The organism is Dokdonia pacifica (assembly GCF_900188275.1).
Taxonomy (GTDB): Bacteria; Bacteroidota; Bacteroidia; order Flavobacteriales; family Flavobacteriaceae; genus Dokdonia; species Dokdonia pacifica.
The window spans coordinates 143,136-161,294 of the sequence record NZ_FZNY01000001.1; the positions used below are offsets into that span (position 1 = coordinate 143,136).

The 18,159-nt window shown below is 34.9% G+C and carries 18 protein-coding genes; 1 reads left to right on the forward strand and 17 read right to left on the reverse strand.

All coding sequences use genetic code 11. From position 1 onward, the window contains the following. Nucleotides 1–18: 18 nt before the first annotated feature. The 9 genes from CHB80_RS00670 to CHB80_RS00710 all read right to left on the reverse strand — a co-directional run bounded on the left by CHB80_RS00670 (nt 19) and on the right by CHB80_RS00710 (nt 7,899). Nucleotides 19–801: an enoyl-CoA hydratase-related protein gene (locus CHB80_RS00670; RefSeq protein ID WP_089369514.1), complete on the reverse strand. Its 783-nt coding sequence runs from the start codon at nt 799–801 to the stop codon at nt 19–21. A gap of 60 nt (nt 802–861) precedes the next feature. Then, the gene (locus CHB80_RS00675; RefSeq protein ID WP_179218053.1) at nt 862–2,730 is read right to left on the reverse strand and encodes a right-handed parallel beta-helix repeat-containing protein; all 1,869 of its coding nucleotides are present in this window, start codon (nt 2,728–2,730) and stop codon (nt 862–864) included. A gap of 7 nt (nt 2,731–2,737) precedes the next feature. Further along, nucleotides 2,738–3,238 carry a 1,2-phenylacetyl-CoA epoxidase subunit PaaD gene (paaD, locus tag CHB80_RS00680; RefSeq protein ID WP_089369516.1) on the reverse strand — a complete coding sequence of 167 codons (501 nt, stop codon included), beginning with the start codon at nt 3,236–3,238 and terminating at the stop codon, nt 2,738–2,740. Between the two features lies 1 nt (nt 3,239). Continuing rightward, nucleotides 3,240–4,007, reverse strand: a complete 768-nt coding sequence (gene paaC, locus CHB80_RS00685) for a 1,2-phenylacetyl-CoA epoxidase subunit PaaC (protein ID WP_089370731.1) — start codon at nt 4,005–4,007, stop codon at nt 3,240–3,242. Between the two features lie 101 nt (nt 4,008–4,108). After that, entirely contained in the window at nt 4,109–4,396 is a 288-nt protein-coding gene (gene paaB / locus CHB80_RS00690; RefSeq protein WP_089369517.1) for a 1,2-phenylacetyl-CoA epoxidase subunit PaaB, read from the reverse strand. A gap of 112 nt (nt 4,397–4,508) precedes the next feature. Continuing rightward, complete coding sequence (paaA, locus tag CHB80_RS00695) at nt 4,509–5,471, reverse strand: 1,2-phenylacetyl-CoA epoxidase subunit PaaA (protein WP_089369518.1); 963 nt, start codon at nt 5,469–5,471, stop codon at nt 4,509–4,511. Nucleotides 5,472–5,599: 128 nt separating this feature from the next. Next, nucleotides 5,600–6,673, reverse strand: coding sequence for a 2Fe-2S iron-sulfur cluster-binding protein (locus CHB80_RS00700; RefSeq protein WP_089369519.1), 1,074 nt, complete (start codon nt 6,671–6,673; stop codon nt 5,600–5,602). A 66-nt stretch (nt 6,674–6,739) separates the two neighbouring features. Further along, nucleotides 6,740–7,315, reverse strand: a complete 576-nt coding sequence (locus tag CHB80_RS00705) for a TetR/AcrR family transcriptional regulator (protein WP_089369520.1) — start codon at nt 7,313–7,315, stop codon at nt 6,740–6,742. An 86-nt stretch (nt 7,316–7,401) separates the two neighbouring features. Next, entirely contained in the window at nt 7,402–7,899 is a 498-nt protein-coding gene (locus CHB80_RS00710) for a hypothetical protein (protein WP_089369521.1), read from the reverse strand. A gap of 222 nt (nt 7,900–8,121) precedes the next feature. Between CHB80_RS00710 and CHB80_RS00715 the strand changes: the two genes are divergently transcribed. After that, complete coding sequence (locus CHB80_RS00715; RefSeq protein ID WP_089369522.1) at nt 8,122–9,915, forward strand: aromatic amino acid hydroxylase; 1,794 nt, start codon at nt 8,122–8,124, stop codon at nt 9,913–9,915. Nucleotides 9,916–9,924: 9 nt separating this feature from the next. On the opposite strand, the gene CHB80_RS00720 is transcribed toward CHB80_RS00715, so the two are convergent. The 8 genes from CHB80_RS00720 to CHB80_RS00755 form a co-directional block, all read right to left on the reverse strand. Further along, entirely contained in the window at nt 9,925–10,575 is a 651-nt protein-coding gene (locus tag CHB80_RS00720) for a response regulator (RefSeq protein ID WP_089370732.1), read from the reverse strand. Further along, entirely contained in the window at nt 10,575–10,820 is a 246-nt protein-coding gene (locus CHB80_RS00725; RefSeq protein WP_089369523.1) for a hypothetical protein, read from the reverse strand. The genes CHB80_RS00720 and CHB80_RS00725 overlap by 1 nt, the downstream gene beginning before the upstream one ends. A gap of 43 nt (nt 10,821–10,863) precedes the next feature. Then, complete coding sequence (locus tag CHB80_RS00730) at nt 10,864–12,969, reverse strand: ATP-binding protein (protein ID WP_089369524.1); 2,106 nt, start codon at nt 12,967–12,969, stop codon at nt 10,864–10,866. Nucleotides 12,970–13,330: 361 nt separating this feature from the next. Beyond that, entirely contained in the window at nt 13,331–15,178 is a 1,848-nt protein-coding gene (locus tag CHB80_RS00735) for an outer membrane protein assembly factor BamB family protein (RefSeq protein WP_089369525.1), read from the reverse strand. Nucleotides 15,179–15,338: 160 nt separating this feature from the next. Continuing rightward, nucleotides 15,339–15,875: a DUF6252 family protein gene (locus CHB80_RS00740; RefSeq protein WP_089369526.1), complete on the reverse strand. Its 537-nt coding sequence runs from the start codon at nt 15,873–15,875 to the stop codon at nt 15,339–15,341. A gap of 176 nt (nt 15,876–16,051) precedes the next feature. Next, nucleotides 16,052–16,669, reverse strand: coding sequence for a DUF4230 domain-containing protein (locus tag CHB80_RS00745; RefSeq protein WP_089369527.1), 618 nt, complete (start codon nt 16,667–16,669; stop codon nt 16,052–16,054). A 55-nt stretch (nt 16,670–16,724) separates the two neighbouring features. Then, a complete protein-coding gene (locus CHB80_RS00750; RefSeq protein ID WP_089369528.1) occupies nt 16,725–17,669 on the reverse strand; it encodes a GSCFA domain-containing protein in 945 nt (314 codons plus the stop codon). A gap of 86 nt (nt 17,670–17,755) precedes the next feature. Then, complete coding sequence (locus CHB80_RS00755) at nt 17,756–18,154, reverse strand: GxxExxY protein (protein ID WP_089369529.1); 399 nt, start codon at nt 18,152–18,154, stop codon at nt 17,756–17,758. Between the last annotated feature and the right edge of the window lie 5 nt (nt 18,155–18,159).

Consider the following 18,159-nt stretch of genomic DNA (forward strand, 5'->3'; position numbering starts at 1 on the left):
CCTAAGGAGAGGGAATGATTATTGTCCTTTAAAATTTGGTTTTCTTTTTTCTACAAAAGCGGCTACTCCTTCTGCATAATCTTCACTGCTTGCTGCTTCTATTTGTAATTTTGATTCTAACGCAAGTTGTTGTTCTAATGTATTCCCCATAGACTCGTTGAGTAATTGCTTTGTCATGCCTAATGCTTTTGTAGGCATTTGCGCAAGGGTAACTGCAACTTTCTTTATTTCTGTTTGAAAGTTTTCTAATGATGTTACTTTATATATCATTCCCATTTCCGCTGCATCTGTAGCAGATACTTTATCACCCAACATCATCAAAGCGCTGGCTTTTCCAAACCCTATCAATCTAGGTAAGAAAAATGTTCCTGCACTATCGGGCACTAAGCCTATCTTACTAAATGCTTGTATAAAACTCACTTTCTCATGAGCAATCACAATATCACAAGCTAGTGCTATATTTGCACCTGCTCCTGCCGCCACTCCATTTACTGCTGCTATGATTGGTTTTTTTATAGCTCTTACTCTCGTAATAATAGGATTATAATGCTCTTCCAATATTTTCTTAAATCCTGGATTTAAATCTGGTGTTGTAACTTCTTTTAAGTCTTGGCCGGCACAAAAAGCCTTCCCGCTTCCAGTAATTACAATAGCTCTTACAGATGCATCATTCTCACAAGCATCTAATTCATTTTGAAAAGCTAATGCCATCTCTCTATTAAAACTATTAAAAACTTCTGGACGATTTAGCGTAAGTGTTGCCACTCCGTTATGTATTTCTTTTTGTATAGATTGACTCATAATAATCCTTGCTTAAGCAGGTATTGTTTTTAATTAAATTCTTCTACTTCTTAATAAAACTTACTTTTTTATAAGTTTTATAGTTTTTTGTTTTTGATCTGTGTTATCAATTATTTTTAAAATATACGTTCCTGTAGGATAGTCATTCATTGCTATCTGAGTATTACTCTCTAAAAGTGAAAATTCTTTTAGTTTATTTCCTAAAATCGAATACAAAATTATTTGATAATTCCCTTCGGGTAATTTAAGCATTAACCTATCACTTACAGGGTTTGGGTATGCTTTTAAAGAACGTATATCAAAAACATCAACACTTAATGTTGCATCTATCAAATCTAACGACAATGATCCTTCAGAACCTATTACATAACAATCATTTGGAGAAATTTCAATATCTAACTTTTCTATAGCTTCTTCTTCTTGATCAAGTATAATATCAATAGTTTCTTCTATCTGATTTTCTCCATCTTCAAATATGACAAAGCCAGGCTGCCTATCATAATCTTCTCCAAATGTTGTTGTGCCATCTAAAGAAAGATTTACTGCTACTGGTAATAATATATCACTCTCCCTTTGAAGGTCGAATCGAAAAGAGGCATCAACCCCTTCTGTGTACTGAAATTGAGAGGCCGAAATATTGACTTCTGTTACAGGAAAACTATCAAAAGAGTTAAATGTAATAGCCGTATTTTCAGGATCGGCTCCTGTTTCAAAAGAGACTGTATTAGGATTGATTACATAAAAATTTCCAGTAACATTTCCTAAGCCTGGAGACGTAGGTAAGTTTTCAACCAAATTCAGAAATGGAATATCCTCATCATAAATAATCGTACAATTTGTAAATGTAGCACCTCCAAATCTCGCTACTGGGTTTTCATAATCTGTAACCTCAAAAAATATTGGATTATTTAAATCTATAGGATCATTTGAAACATCTTTGAAAACACAATTTTCAAAATTTGCCTGATAACTATCTATTGTTTTTGATATATACACAGCTGTCCACTCGCTACTATCAACATAACAATTAGAAAAAGTAACAAAGCCATCGACTCCATTTTCACCATTGTCATCTATATTTAACTCTGCAAATGAAAATGCATTAGAAGGGTCATGATTACCAGACATGTATGTATCTTCTACTAGTATAGAAATATCTTGAGATGAATCGTCCATAAACTCCATGGCTACCTGAATCGCATTCCCATTATTATTAAGAATTCTACACCCTTTAATAAGCACATCCTCTATACGTTGATCTGGTTCAAAAGGTTCTATATCAATCCCGTCCTCTGGTAATGTTCCGCTAGTATCTGAAAACTCGCAATACAAAATCTCAACATCTTTTGCAGATATAATCGCTAATCCTTGTCTGTAGTTATTATTAGAAACACAATTTTTAATCCTGATATTTTCCGAATAATTCTGAGGGCTATCTGCTGCAAAGCTTTTACTTATACTAATCCCGTCACCTCCAGAATCTCGTATTGTCAAACCTTCTATCAAGATACTTATGGCAGAATTCAAATCAATACCATGTCTAAACTCGCTATCTGCAAGATCAATATATTCTTGCTTATTCATTATTAATGTAGCCCCATATCCCAAAATGGTGATATTACTTCTATCTCGTATACGTATCAAGGAATCAAATTCTCCAAATACATTAGGGAGTGCTCGTATCACCACACCGCTCTCTAATATAATCGTCACATCATCACGATTTATATCTAGAGGACCTGTACGCCAATCCATTCCTACATTATCTATAATAATCGTATCTGCAGTCGTATTTGTAAATGCTATTTCTAAAAAGGAAGTACTATCATTAGCATCAAATCCAATATCTGTAGAGACAACCACTCTTGAAGCGTTTACCGAAAAGCAAGTAAAAACAATAAAAAATAGTACTACTAATATATTTTTCATACACATCCTATTTCAAGCATTTAAAATAATCAAAAGGTTCTTGACAGGTGTCGCATTTAAACAATGCTTTACAAGCTGTGGAGCCAAACTGACTTACTAAATGGGTTTCAGTAGAGCCGCAGTTGGTACATTTTACAATTTTCTTATTGCCTAATAATGCCTCTTTATCTGCTTCAGGAGATAATGGAGCTGCAATCCCGTATTCTTCTAATGCTTTTCTTCCTCGATCAGTGATCCAGTCTGTTGTCCATGCGGGACTTAAAACCAATGTAATTTTTGCTTTTTTATTCGCTTTCGCGAAAGCGGATACAATATCATCCCCGATGACATCCATTGCTGGGCATCCCGAATAGGTAGGTGTTATTTTTACTTGAATCACTCCATCTACTTCAATGGCTTCTCGTACTACACCCATATCCATAATAGAAAGCACAGGTATCTCTGGATCTGAAACAGCTTCCAGAATTGATACAAGATGTGGTTCTATATGTTGGGTTTCTAATGTCATCTTACCACTCCATATTAGGATAGGTACGTTGCATATATTGCATATCTGATAGGATATATCCCATATGTTCTGAATGGATTCCTTGTTTACCTCCTTTATGGAAATACTTATTTTCAGGAACTTCTAAAGTAGCTTCTTCTAACACTTCAGAAACCATTTTATAATAGATCTCTTTTAAGGCAGCGGTATCTACTCCAACACCCTCTGCGATCATTGCTTGATCTGCCTCTGTTTGGTGAAAGAGCTCATCAGTATACATCCATAAATCTGTCACAGCTTCTTGTACACGCTCATGGCTTTCTTGTGTTCCATCACCTAATCTTCTAATCCAATCTGAAGAAAAACGCCAGTGATAACTTACTTCTTTCACAGATTTCTTAGCAATAGCCAAAAGTGTTTGGTCGTTACTTTTTTCTAATTCTCTTAAAAATAACAGATGATAGGCATCAAAAAGAAATTGACGTACGATCACATATCCAAAATCAGTATTAGGCTGTTCTACTAAGAGTACATTTTTATATTGACGTTCTAATCTCAAAAATGCAATAGTGTCTTCTGTAGCTGCATCATCACCACTAATCTGAGCTGCATATTGAAAGTAGCTACGCACCTGACCAAACAAATCCAATGAGATGTTTGTCTCTGCGATATCAGTTTCTAGACTTGGTCCATGACCACATAATTCTCCTAGACGTTGCCCAAGGATAAGGCTATTGTCTGCAATACCTAGAATATAATTGTATAAGTTCCCTCTCTGTCCTTCGGACATCTCTCCCAAAGGGAGAGAATTTGTATCTGTTGTACTATTATTTATCATAATTAAAATATTACTCCTTCTCCCTTTGGGAGAGGGTTCGAGGTGAGAGAATATTACATATGCTTTACCTCATCAGGCAAATCGTAAAACGTAGGATGACGGTATACTTTATCTGCAGCGGGTTCAAATAATTCTCCATTATTTTCTGGATTACTTGCTGTAATATTACTACTTTCTACCACCCAGATACTCACACCTTCACTACGACGTGTATACACATCACGGGCATTTTCTAATGCCATTTCTGCATCGGCAGCATGAAGGCTTCCAAAATGTCTATGTTCTAATCCGTTTTTACTTCTTACGAAGACTTCCCAAAGGGGCCAGTTATTTTTTGACATAATTCGTGCCCGCGTAGGCGGGTATCTTTTAAATTCTTAAGAGGGTTTATATTGACAAACCCTCTCTGCCCTTTGGGCATCTCTCCCAGAGGGAGAGAATATCTTTATTATTTTAGATAGCTCTTTTAATATCGTTCTTACGCTTCTCCTTCTTCTCGGCATAAGCCATTGCTGCATCACGTACCCATGCTCCTTCTTCCCATGCACCAACTCTATCTTTCATACGTTTTTTATTAGAGGGTCCATATCCTTTTACAACTTGCCAGAATTCATCCCAATCTATTTCTCCAAAATCATAATGACCAGTTTCCTCATTCCATTTTAAATCTGGATCTGGAATGGTAAGTCCTAATAAATCTGCTTGTGGCACGGTTTGATCTATAAACTGCTGACGTAACTCATCATTGGTTTTACGCTTCAATTTCCATTTCATAGATTGTGCAGTATGTACAGATTCTGCATCTGTAGGACCCAACATCATTAACGAAGGCCACCACCATCTATTCAATGCATCTTGCGCCATGTCTTTTTGTTCAGGAGTTCCATTAGCTAGTTTAAGCATAATTTCAAATCCTTGGCGTTGGTGAAAACTCTCTTCTTTACACACTCTAATCATAGCACGTGCATACGGCCCATATGAAGTACTACATAAAGGCACTTGATTGATAATCGCAGCACCATCTACTAGCCATCCAATAGCCCCCATATCTGCCCAAGTTACTGTTGGGTAGTTAAAGATAGATGAGTACTTTGCTTTTCCAGTGTGTAATTGATCATAAAGTTCATCACGAGAAATCCCTAATGTTTCGCAAGCAGAATATAAGTATAATCCGTGTCCTGCTTCATCTTGTACCTTTGCAAGTAATGCTACTTTACGTCGTAATGATGGCGCTCTAGAAATCCAATTCCCTTCTGGGAGCATCCCTACAATTTCAGAATGCGCATGCTGACTGATCTGACGAATGTGTGTTTTACGATACTTTTCCGGCATCCAATCTTTAGGCTCAATTTTTTCATCACGTGCAATACGCGCTTCAAAAATTTCTTCTAAGTTTTTTACTTCCTGTTCACTCATAATTTATGCCCGCGTAGACGGGTATCTTTTAAAGGTTAAAAATGGTTTGCTTTCGCGAAAACCCTCTCTGCCCTTTGGGCATCTCTCCCAGAGGGAGAGAATAGTATGTTATTCAAATAACGTCAGTACTAGACGTCAAAATTCACTTTTACATTCTCTGAAGTTGGAACGGCTTGGCAACTTAAGACTAAGTTTTGAGCCACTTCATTTTCTTCTAATGCATAGTTAATTTTCATCTCAACAGATCCTTCTTCTACTTTACATTTACACGTACTACATACACCTCCTTTACAAGCAAATGGCAAATCTGCACCAGCACCTAATGCTGCATCCAAAATATTATCATATTCATCTGTCATTGTAAAATGAAAGTCTTTTCCTCCATCTACAATAGTAACTTCAACTCCTTCTACTTGTTGTTCTGCAAGTCTAGCAGCGCGTTGTTTATCTTCTTCTGAAAGTCCTGTTACAAATAATTCGTAGTGGACTTTATCTTTTTCTAACCCTGCCGTAACCAATTCATCGCGTATTAGAAATATCATTTCTTCTGGCCCACAAATAAAAACTTCGTCTGTCGCCTCTACAGAAATTAATGTTTTGGTAAGCGTTTGTAATTTATCACTTGTAAAACGCCCATTAAACAACTCTATATCTCGTTGTTCTTTAGTTAAAAAATAGAAAATCTCTAACCTTCCAAAGTATTGATTACGTAATTGCTCTATCTCTTCTTTAAAGATAATGGATTTTACGGTTCTATTTAAATAGAACAGCTTGAATTTAGCATTTGGTTCAAGAGCCAAATGCGTTTTAATCATAGAAAGGATAGGAGTTATCCCACTACCTGCTGCAAATACCACATAATTTTTTGCGCTATCTTTTGATACTGGCACACCAAACTTTCCGCTTGGTTCCATCACTTCTAGTATATCTCCAGCTTTTAATTTTTCATTTACATAGCTAGAAAACAAGCCGCCAGGTATTTGTTTTACAGCAACTTTCCACTCTTTATCTACTGGACTAGAACATAAACTATAAGACCTACGTACATCTTGTCCATCTAGTATTGCTTTAAGAGTAAGGTGTTGTCCTTGCTGAAAATCAAAAGCACTATGCAATGCTTCAGGAATATCAAAAGTCACTACAGAACAATCTGAAGTTTCTTTATAAATATCTTTAATCGTTATGTTGTGAAATTGTGCCATTATGATATTTAGAATACTACAAAACTAACAATTGTTAGTTTATTTTCCAAACACAAAGCCAACTATCTATTTTACAACACCTTGTAGCAACGTAACGCTTAAGCCTTCAATTAATTCATCTTTTTTAAGATCTGCTTTTTTAGGAATCCAGAGATAGAGATTACGTAGTGTAGTAAGTATTGAATAGAGTAAAATTTCTGTATTGACATCTTTTAACTCTCCAGACATCTTACCATCCTGAACAATTTTCTCAAATTTCTTTTCATATTTAGAACGCAATGCTAAATAATAATCAAGCTTCCCTTCTAAGTGCATCCAGTCATTATTAAGGGCTGCCATTCCATAAGGATTGTTTGCAGTAAGTGTGATGTGCTGTGAGATAACAGCTTTGAGTTTTGTAATGGTATCTGAATCTTGAATTGTTATCATCTCAATTCCTTCTGTAAATTGCTCTGCAATATCTATAATGGTTTCAGAGAGAATTTGTTGTTTTGATGAAATATGGTTGTATAAACTAGCTGCTTTGATACCTACAGCTGCGGCAAGATCTCTCATGGTAACTGCACTATAGCCTTTTTCTTTAAAAAGCTTGGCAGCGATTCTATATATTTCTTGCTTTCGCGAAAGCGTATTTGTTTTCATTACACGCAATATACACTTTATGAAAGAATATTAAAACTAACATTCTTTACTTTCATAAAGTGCACTTGCTCTTGTAAAGCTTTGATTTATTGCAACGTAAATTGCCCAAAAAATCCCGGCCCTTCAGAAGGTTCTATGTTTACTTCATTAAAACTACCGTCTGTGTTATAAGATAAATTATACGATAGCATATCACGGCATTCATCTTGAAACGTATAATTCCCAGATGTTTCATCGGCTCCAAAGCGCCAAATAGGATTGCTAATTGTAATACATTCAAATCCCTCTATTTCCACACTTAATGTTTGATCTGACTTTACAATAAATACTGCTGTTGTCCCTAACTCAAAAGGTGAACCTGTATCTGCAAATGTATATTCCACATTAAAAGTTCCAAAAGCTGTATCGGGCACTGTAGCAGAAGTCTCATCTGCTCCAACCGTTGCTTCACAGGTATCTCCGTCACATCCTTCACTTGACATTTGTTCTTCCATTTGTTCTTCTTCCATCATAGTGTCAGTATCATCACTACTACAGGTATAGAAACTAAAGGCGACTAAAAAAACGATTATAAATTTTCTCATGGTTTTAATTTTATAGTTTCAAAACTACCAGAGAAAACCTTGAAAAAACATACGTCAGTTGACGTATACTGAGTAACATACTTTATATATTTTCACGTAAGTGAAATTTATACTAAGCTTGTTAAAGTATGAAAGCATCATTGTTTTTCTTTTTGCAGAAATCACAAAACTCTATGAAAGGAGTGCTAAAAATTCCCACTAAAGTCATTAATTTTACATTCTATGAGTACTACTATAGAAACAAATCCTTTATTGGATCGTTTACCTCCGCATTTAAAGCAATACATCAAGCCTCAAAATTATGAGGAATACACAGCTATTAATCAAGCTGTATGGCGTTATGTAATGCGTAAAAATGTAGATTACTTAGCCAAAGTAGCTCATGAGAGTTACTTAGACGGACTGAGACAAACGGGAATTTCTATAGATCAAATTCCATCTATGTATGGAATGAATCGTATTCTAAAAGAGATAGGTTGGGCTGCTGTTGCCGTAGATGGATTTATACCTCCCAATGCTTTTATGGAATTTCAAGCCTATAAGGTATTGGTGATTGCTAGTGATATTCGGCAACTAGAAAATATTGAATACACACCTGCTCCAGATATCATTCATGAAGGTGCAGGACATGCTCCTATCATTGCAAGTCCTGATTATGCAGAATACCTGAGACGTTTTGGAGAAATAGGTGCTAAAGCTATTTCAAGCGCACATGATATGGATATGTATGAAGCAGTACGCAAACTATCTATCTTAAAAGAAAGCCCTCCCCCTAGCCCCTTCCCAAAGGGAGAGGGAACGCTTACTCCTGCCCAAAAAGAATATCTCGATACTATTAAAAAAGCAGAAGAACATATAGAAGAGCTTCAAAATAAAAAAGTAGAACCCTCTGAAATTGCATTGATACGTAACCTTCACTGGTGGACTGTTGAGTATGGTCTTATAGGCACGGTAGAAGATCCTAAAATTTATGGAGCAGGCCTATTATCGTCTATTGGAGAAAGTGCTTGGTGCATGACAGATCAGGTAAAGAAATTACCCTATTCTATAGAGGCTATTTATCAGGAGTTTGATATTACAAAACCACAACCTCAATTGTATGTAACACCAGACTTTGCATATCTTATGAAAGTGCTTGAAGAGTTTGCTAGTACCATGGCAGTTCGAAAAGGAGGATGGCGCGGACTCAAAAAGCTGATTGAATCTAAACAAATAGGGACTATTGAGTTAAGTACTGGACTTCAAGTAAGTGGTGTTTTTACACGTATGATTCAAAATGAAGATAATGAAGTCATCTATTTTGAAACGGAAGGACCTACAGCACTAGCATACAGAGAAAAAGAATTGATAGGTCATGGTACTGCCAGACATCTTAATGGTTTTAGATCTCCCCTTGGGAAGCTAAAAGGAATCAATCTATCTATAGAAAATATGGGCCCAAGGGATTTACAGGCGTATAATTTTTATGATGGCAAACCTATTTCTTTTGAGTTTGAAAGTGGGATTACGGTAGATGGTCTCAACGTTACAGGAATGCGTAACCTTAACGGAAAACTAATGCTTATCCAATTTACAGATTGTATAGTACGCTATAAAGATGAAGTATTATTTTCTCCTGAAATGGGAGATTTTGATATGGCATTAGGGCAAGAAATTTTATCTGCTTTTGCAGGCGCTGCCGATTATTTGTCATTCAAATTAGATGAACATATCGTAAGCTCTACTACCATTAAAACTAGTATCTCTGACAAAGAACAACAGTTACTAGGCTTGTATCAAGAAGTGCGCTCTATTCGAGAGAATGAAGGTTCTAAAGAAAGATTATCAACTCTCTTTGAAGAAGTATCGATACATCACTCAAACGATTGGTTACTTTCATTAGAAATCTATGAACTCGTTTATGAAAATAATTCCGCTTTCGCGAAAGCGGTTTTAGAACATCTCACATCACTCAAAGAAAAACGCTCTGAAGTTGCTCATCTCATAGAAAATGGCATCGAGTTATTAAATAATTAAGATAATTTATCAAATCAAGTTATGGCGTTTTGCCTTATGAACTGCTTCTATTTTAGAATGCACTTGTAGTTTTTTATAGATATTTTCTATGTGCTTCCTAACGGTACTAGGAGATAAAATAAGATTGTCTGCAATGACCGTATAGCTAAGGCCTTTAGATAATTGTTCTAAAACATCAATTTCTCTTTTAGACAATTTAATATCTTCTTTATTTTCTAGAAATTTTTCATCTACAGGATTTCTAAGTAGTTTAAGAGTTTTCATCGCAATGCTTGGATTCATTGCAGCTCCACCATTAATGGTTTCAAGAATTCCTTTATGTAGCGTCTCAGGATCTACTTCCTTTAGCAAATAACCATCTGCTCCAGCCTGTATTGCTTTAAATATATTTTCGTCATTATCAAAAACAGTAAGCATGATAATTTTAACATGTGGATATTTTTGTTTGACCATTTGAGTGGTCTCAATACCATTGAGAACTGGCATTTCAATATCCATTAAAATAATATCAAGATTATGATTTTCTTCCAGTTTAGCAAGCCCCTGACTTCCATCTAACGCGATCCATTTAATAGATATATCATCAAAAAAAGACAACTTATCTTTTATCGCCTTGACAAGAAAGGTATTGTCATCTATAATTGCTAGTTTAATATTCATCATTTAAAATATACATCAATTTCTTCTTGAACATGCAGAGACTCTTCTAAATTAAACGCTAACAATTTATACATTTTAAGATAACGATGTCTCTTTTGTATTTGCTTTTTATTTTTATCTAGCTGCTCTTTAAGTACTTTTTCTCTTTGTTCATGTAAAATCTTCAATCTTTGGTTTCTCGTTTTGAACAAGAACAGACTAAGAATAGACAATACAAATACAACCCAAAAAATCAACTTTCCCATACAATTCTTTTGAGTTAAAAGTATCACTATAAAAGCTCCTAGGCTATACGTCGTTTGCCGTATTTATAGCTATTGGAAAACGAAGTTTAACGGTCGTTCCTTTTCCTATACTTGACGCTATATCTATCTCACCTTGTATCTCATTAATACGTTTTTTCATATTGGTTAAGCCATTCCCTAATTCTGGACTTTCTGTATTAAAACCTTTCCCATTATCAACTATGGTAGCTTCTAAATTTGTTCGATTTCGCGAAAGCGTAACAGTAATATGATTTGCCTCTGCATATTTTATGGCGTTATTGATAGCCTCTTGAATAATGCGATACAAATTCATTCCTTCTACTGAACTTAATGCATCCTCCCTATTAATTTCAGGACTAATGATCAGATCAAAATTTATTTCTGACGAAGCGGTACGTGCTTGATCTAATAAATTGCCCAAACGTGCTTCCAAATCTTCAAATGTGATCTTTTCTTTATTCATCGCCCAGATCGTATCTCGCAATTCATTAATGGTTGTTTTTGTAAAAGCTCCTATTTCAGTAAGTTTTTCTTTTGTCTTCACCTCTTCGTCTTTCATTCCATACTTTAAGTTGTCTAATGAAGAGGTAATAAAAGTAAGTTGGCTTCCTATATTATCATGTAAATCTCTAGAGATACGTAAACGCTGTTCTTGCAAACGATTCTGGGTTTCTATTTTAACCAAAGCTTTCTCAAGTTCATATTCTTTTACTTGCTGTCTGTTTTTAAGACGTTGCTGGTTGTAAAACAAATACCCTAATAAACCTAGTAACAATGCACCGCCTCCAACTCCATAAATAAGATTATTCTTCTTCCGAACTTCCAATTCTTTTTCTGCTAGTGTTGTACGCGTATCTGCGAGTGCTGCTTCTTTTTGAGCCGTTTGAAAACTTATTTCTAGTTCATTAACTTTATTTTTTACTTCATTTGATGATATTGAATCTTTAATATCTACATACTTTTTATAATTACCCAGCGCTTTTTTATAATCACCTTTACGTTCTTGAATCGACGTGAGTACTGTGTAACCATCTTGTTCTCCCCTTCTAAATTTTGTCTTTTTAGATAAGTCAAGTGATTTTTTAATTTGTGCTTCTGCTTCCTGTAAGCGCTCTTCATTTTTTAGGGCAATTGCAAGATTTAATCTTGAGATAATCTCTCCTATTTTATTTCCTTTCTTTTCATTTAAATCGACAGCCTCAAAACCATACTCAATAGACTTTTCATCGTTTCCAAGGGTCAATTCAATATTTGCTAGATTGACTAGTCCCCCTTGCACACCTTGTTCATACCCAATTTCTTTACTTATCTGCAATCCTTCTTGATAGTATTTTTTAGCTAAAATAATTTTGGCGGTATCATTCTGTTTTTCTCCTGTTTTTCGATTTACAATCCCAAGATTCATAAGCGTACCTACCAATCCTTCTTTATCATCTGTTATGCTATCTATTTCATAAGATTTTAAAAGATATTCTTGCGCTTTTTCATATTGATTGAGTTTTTCAAAAAGCATCGCAGTATTATTATACGATCTTGACTCCTCTTCTTTATCTCCATTTTTAATAGCTAGATCAAGTGTTTTCTGTTGAAAATTTATGGCCTCTTCATAATTTCCAAGTTGCTGATAACAAAGGGCTATTTTAGAAGCAAAAGATACTTGTTCTTCTTCGTTATTATCTTGGACCGCCACATCATATCCTACTTTCCAAGCTTCTAATGCATTTGTGAAATCTGATTGATAGTAATAGAAATACCCAGAATCTAAACTAAAATTACTCTTAGTTGTGTTATTAATATCTTTTAATGGAAGCATCTTTTCTCTATGATACGATGCAGAATCCATATTACTAATATCCAGATAATAAAGCATGTAATTATGATGCCATTTAAAAACAATGGAATCTGGTTGCTTACTAAGAAGTGGTTTTGCTTTTTCCAAATAATGCGTTAAAGAATCATTTATTTCATACAAATACGCATGACTAAGATCAATATACAACTGCCCTTTTTCAATATCATTTTTGGTTTTTTTAACTAGATATTTTAAACTATCTATCTCTTTTGCCTCTTCTTGCGCATACGAAAACTGGACAAAAAAAAGTCCTAATAACAGGTATGTAAATTTCATGATTTTCAGAATGGTTAGTTGTTTTAAAAGTAACAAAATCAAAAAGAATGAGAAAAGCCACAAAAATCGTGGCTTCCTCAACTCTTAATAATGCCTCCCCCAAGTCACTATTAAAAAATTATCTTTTGATCTCATCATCGGTTTTTACGTATTCAAATATCTATATATACTTATTACCATTCCATAGGGCAATTGCCGTATTTACGCTTTCGCGAAAGCGAACTTGTGAGACCTGCCTACCGACAGGCAGGTTCACGACCAAAGCGAGAACAAGGTGATAAAATAAAAAAGCCAGAACAGAAACAGTATCTTATTCTGGCTCACGTAAAAACCTCAACATTCTGAGCTTTTTTATACGCTGTTATTTTAAATTATACATATACACTGTGTTGTTATTTGCTTTGTAATACAACACACCGTAGTGATCATCTACGATATATTCTGGTTTTTTATCTCTTAAAACGATTTCTTTCTCTACAGCTCCAGTATCCTTATTCAACTTTACAAGACCTACTCCCTCATCTAGTTTTGTGAGTACAAACTGTGCATCTTTTGTTGCTGCAGTGGCTTTAAACTTCTTTAGCATCTCTGCAACAGAAGCTCCTGTAGCCATTAATAGCCCATCCCCTAAATCTGCATATGCCTCTCCAGTTTGGGTGAGATTACCCAACACATCTCTACGGCTATTGGCTTCAAGATAAGAAGCACTTGCCGCCGCTGCACTTGCCACTGCCATTGCCCCAGCGAGTATAGCTCCAAAAGCACTTTTCCCTGGAGCCCGTTTATACTCATGCCATACTTCTTTCCCTTCCCAATCTAACATGGTCATATTTTGATCTGATGTTCTTAAAATACCATTAGAGCGCACTTCTATATCTGACGGTTCTTCTTTTCCCTCAAATTTATTTTCTGTTAGCATAGACGCTTCTCCTGTTTGGGTATTAATTGCATACAGTTTTTCATCCGTACTTAATAAATATCTATTATTACTTTGATCTAATGTTACCGCAACAGCATCAGCACGTTTATACTTTAATGGTTTTTTCCAAGCCTGTTCACCAGTTTCAAGATTTACGATATTACAGTCTGAACTCGTGATATAAATCAATCCCTGATCTGTTTCTGCCATGGTAATAATATTCTCTCCTGTTTTTAAAGGTTTCTTAAACAAGGTTTTCCCATCAAATGAAATTTTATTTATTCCCCCTTCATACACTCCAAAAAGTATCCCATCATCCATCACATAAAAATGCTGCACATATCCCTTTGTTTTGGGTGCCTTATCCCAAAGGTCTGCTCCAGAATTTTGATCTAAAAATGCAATCTTAGATTCTGATCTACCTGCAGCCAATTTCATTAATCCTTTCTTTCCAGAATTATCCACATCACTTACAATCGCTAAACCTTTAGGTGTTAATGAAAGCTGACTCACACCTCCTTTTACCTTATGAGGTTTTGCCCATTGCACATTTCCATTTGCTCCTATTTTACTAATTTTAGAGTTTTGCCCATTAGCCGTAGCTTGAACGGTATATATTTCAGACTGATCATCATTTGTGATCATCGCAGTAACATTCTTTAAATCATTGCGCCATAATTCTTGTCCGTTATTTAAGTCTACTTTAAAAGTTCCTTTACTAGAAGACATCACAATACCGTCATCAAGCAATAATGGTTTTCCTTGAAAATATTCTGAGTATTTTAGTTTTAAAAATGTTTCTTGATTTCCTGTATTCAAGTCATAAATAGCAATGGCATTTGCATATTTTTCTTTCGCTTTACGCTGTCCTTGAACTACAAGTTTATTCTGAGGCATCATGATTTCACAAATGTTTACTTGCTTCCATCCATTTTTCTCTGAACTAAAAAGCGTTTGACCAGACAGATAATCAATTACTGTCTTTTTAGTACTGATAGCTGCAAAGCCAGATTGATCTACAACCAAGTAAGGTGTTTGTGGCTTCACATACACTTCTTCAGGTTTGATACGTCCATACTCTTTAAAATTAAAGACTACTTCTTTTGACTCTGGTTTAATACCTACAAGTCCATCATTACTAGCTACTATTAATGTACCTACTTCGGTAAGGATCATTTCATTAATCTTACCATCTATGTTATAGGTAATATCTGGTTCTTCTGCTCTTTGAGCTAAAACGTTTGTGGTTACTAGTAAAAGAGTAATTACAAAAAAATGTACTGTTCTCATTGTTGATTGGTTTTAAATTTTTACTAGTTCAAAAGTCTTAATCATAACGGCATCATTCAATACGTCAACTGCCTTATAATTTGTACTACACATCATATATTGCAACTAAAAACGACCCTGAAAAATCAGAGTCGTTTTTAAAATCATTGTTTTATAAACGCTATAAATCGAGATTAAAAGAACCATTTGTTATTTCTACAAAATTTGATTCATCATCTTGACTTCTTGCGCTATAACTAAATGTCCCTCTTACAGTAGTATCTGTAATTTCAGTAATATTTACCTCACCCGCTAAGCTCTCATCAAAAGGCGCTAACCAAGAGCCATCTATTCCACCACCTCCAACGTTTCCAGATGCTTCTATATAAGTAGCAGTTGCTGTTATAATACCGCTATCTGTCGAAACTTGAATAGGATAGGTTCCTTCTCCATCTACACCAATGATTGTTAATGTTATTGTTCTTGCGCTCCCTGCAGATAGTGCCGACCCTACAATATTAAGAGTTGTAATTCCTTGAGCATTGATTTGTGTAGCCATTGTTGCGATTGCATCAGAAGTAAAGGATGCTCCATCTACTGTTGCCTCAACAGTTCCTGCAGCGGCATTTCCTCCATCTCCTCCATCATCATCTGTTTTACAAGAGGTATAGGTTAACCCTACGACGCATAGAAGCATTACTAATTTAATTGTTTTCATAATTGAAGTTTTTAGTGTTGTTATTTGATGGTGTAAAATTGACAAAAGAGCGCATGAGAATCCATACGGCAATTGACGTATTTACGAATTACACTAGTTATTGCTTTCGCGAAAGCAATAGATAACTTATTACAAAACAGGATGTTTAATTGAAAATAAAATAGAATTTCAAAAGACTAATCTAAAAGCTCTTCAAAATCTGAAATACCTGTAATAGGGGTTGTTTCATATTGTAGTGTCCACCCTAATGAGTTGGTCAAAATATAAATTTTATGAAGCTCTGTAATCAATCTATTTTCAGCATTGGTATATAAACTCGAGGCTTCTATTTTTTCTCGAAGAGTATTTGTGACTCTGGATTTAATCACATTGTAATCTTCGGCTTCAAAAGGATTAAATAAATCCTGTTGGATATCGTAGTATTCTAAATTAGGGTTGATAGTCAACTCAGGTTTTGGAATATGAGTAATATAAACCGTTTGGGTTGCTTCATCTATCTGGGTTTCTACTTTACTAAGATCATATGATATAGTAGCTTTTGCATTGGCTACTACCAATGCTTTTTTGGTGGCGGTGAGTATATCTAGGTAAAAATCTTTAGAATCTTCATAGGTAAACACTTCAGCATACTCTCCTTCTGTCACGACAAGTTTTCCTACATTTTTAATGGTTTTTTCAATCAGTGCAGAGTGCTCTTCTAGACGTTGATAGTCATCATCCTTAAACTCGCAATATCGAAAACTCAACACAATGAGTATCGCCACAAAAACTCCATATAGTATATTACGATTCATAGAATAGTTTACTTAGTCCTACGAATCTACTATATTTTTCTATTATACAATCTTGTTAAAACTTAATATGAGAATATTCTTGCTGTAGATTTGCTATACGCACCTTGAGTTTTCGCAGAAATTCTTGATGTTGTTCACTATTTGCATTAAAAGGGCGATGTGAAAGTCCTTGTTGAATTGATTGCACTTCTTTGAGTGTTGTTTTTGCTTTCGCGAAAGCGTATACCTCCAGAAACCTCTCCCAAATATAATCTATAGCTTGTTGGCTAGGATGTAGCATATCTGTAGCATAAAACCGATAATCACGCAGTTCATCCATCATCAATTCATACGCAGGAAAGTATTGTACTCCTTTTATCTCACATGCTTGATGTACCGCCGAAATCAAATGTGCTTTGCTTCGCATATTTTCCACAAAACCATCTTTAAGATGTCGCACAGGAGAAACGGTAAAAACAATGCTAGCTTTAGGGTTTATTTTTTGAATAATTGCGCATTGACGTTTAAGACTTGCCGTTGTTTCTTCTATAGGCAGCAACCCTTTTACAAATTGTTTTTGAGGCACTTTATGGCAGTTTGCCACTGCAATTCCTGTTTCATTATGTTGGTATATCCAAGCTGTTCCTAGCGTTATAAAAACATGAGAGGCTTTTGCAATTGCTTTTGTAAGTTGTTCTTGAGCTTCTTTAAGCTTATCTACCATAGCGCCTTTAGAACCACTATTTAAACGACTATGTGCTATAAAAGATTTCCAAATACCATCTATTTCAAAAACAGTGTCTTCTACATTCTCTGAGTCATTATATACGTCTTGCAACACCCGTTCAATTGCCAGAGGATGAAAAAGAATTCCATGAGGATTTACAACAGATTGAAACTTATGATATAAAAGTGAATTCCCTATATTTTCTGCAAAGCAAGACCCTAACAACAACACTTGATCTTCATAACCAAATTGTTTTGAAGCTGGTTCTAGTGGGATATTGGTTTGTAGTTTCATCTTGTTAAGATATAAATTTATTGTAGTATTTTAGACTTATCTCGCAAAGACGCTAAGACACAAAGCCTCTATATTCTGATGTGTATTTATCTTAATCCATTCACTACTCTGGTGATTCCTGTTTTTATTAATGGACTATTGAAGTTAATTAATAATCCTAGTTTCATATTTGTCAATTTTAAATATGTAAGTAATTGTTTAGGATGTACAGGATGAATTTCTTGTACAGATTTTATTTCAATAATTACTTTATTCTCAACAATTAGGTCAGTCCTAAATCCTAGTTCCATCTTCTTTCCTTTCCAAACTACAGGTAATTGTTTCTGTCGTTCTACTTTTAAGCCAATAGAAGTCAATTCATAATATAGAATTTCTTCATAAACAGATTCTAATAACCCCGGCCCTAATTTCACATGAATATGATAACAGGCATCCACAATAATGGAAGCTAAATCATTTTCATAAAATTCTTTTTCTTCCTCCATTAAGG

Coding starts and splice junctions, on each gene's coding strand:
- CHB80_RS00670 (WP_089369514.1), bottom strand. CDS start 801: ATGAGTCAATCTATACAAAAAGAAATACATAACGGAGTGGCAACACTT.
- CHB80_RS00675 (WP_179218053.1), bottom strand. CDS start 2,730: ATGAAAAATATATTAGTAGTACTATTTTTTATTGTTTTTACTTGCTTT.
- paaD (WP_089369516.1), bottom strand. CDS start 3,238: ATGACATTAGAAACCCAACATATAGAACCACATCTTGTATCAATTCTG.
- paaC (WP_089370731.1), bottom strand. CDS start 4,007: ATGTCCGAAGGACAGAGAGGGAACTTATACAATTATATTCTAGGTATT.
- paaB (WP_089369517.1), bottom strand. CDS start 4,396: ATGTCAAAAAATAACTGGCCCCTTTGGGAAGTCTTCGTAAGAAGTAAA.
- paaA (WP_089369518.1), bottom strand. CDS start 5,471: ATGAGTGAACAGGAAGTAAAAAACTTAGAAGAAATTTTTGAAGCGCGT.
- CHB80_RS00700 (WP_089369519.1), bottom strand. CDS start 6,673: ATGGCACAATTTCACAACATAACGATTAAAGATATTTATAAAGAAACT.
- CHB80_RS00705 (WP_089369520.1), bottom strand. CDS start 7,315: ATGAAAACAAATACGCTTTCGCGAAAGCAAGAAATATATAGAATCGCT.
- CHB80_RS00710 (WP_089369521.1), bottom strand. CDS start 7,899: ATGAGAAAATTTATAATCGTTTTTTTAGTCGCCTTTAGTTTCTATACC.
- CHB80_RS00715 (WP_089369522.1), top strand. CDS start 8,122: ATGAGTACTACTATAGAAACAAATCCTTTATTGGATCGTTTACCTCCG.
- CHB80_RS00720 (WP_089370732.1), bottom strand. CDS start 10,575: ATGAATATTAAACTAGCAATTATAGATGACAATACCTTTCTTGTCAAG.
- CHB80_RS00725 (WP_089369523.1), bottom strand. CDS start 10,820: ATGGGAAAGTTGATTTTTTGGGTTGTATTTGTATTGTCTATTCTTAGT.
- CHB80_RS00730 (WP_089369524.1), bottom strand. CDS start 12,969: ATGAAATTTACATACCTGTTATTAGGACTTTTTTTTGTCCAGTTTTCG.
- CHB80_RS00735 (WP_089369525.1), bottom strand. CDS start 15,178: ATGAGAACAGTACATTTTTTTGTAATTACTCTTTTACTAGTAACCACA.
- CHB80_RS00740 (WP_089369526.1), bottom strand. CDS start 15,875: ATGAAAACAATTAAATTAGTAATGCTTCTATGCGTCGTAGGGTTAACC.
- CHB80_RS00745 (WP_089369527.1), bottom strand. CDS start 16,669: ATGAATCGTAATATACTATATGGAGTTTTTGTGGCGATACTCATTGTG.
- CHB80_RS00750 (WP_089369528.1), bottom strand. CDS start 17,669: ATGAAACTACAAACCAATATCCCACTAGAACCAGCTTCAAAACAATTT.
- CHB80_RS00755 (WP_089369529.1), bottom strand. CDS start 18,154: ATGGAGGAAGAAAAAGAATTTTATGAAAATGATTTAGCTTCCATTATT.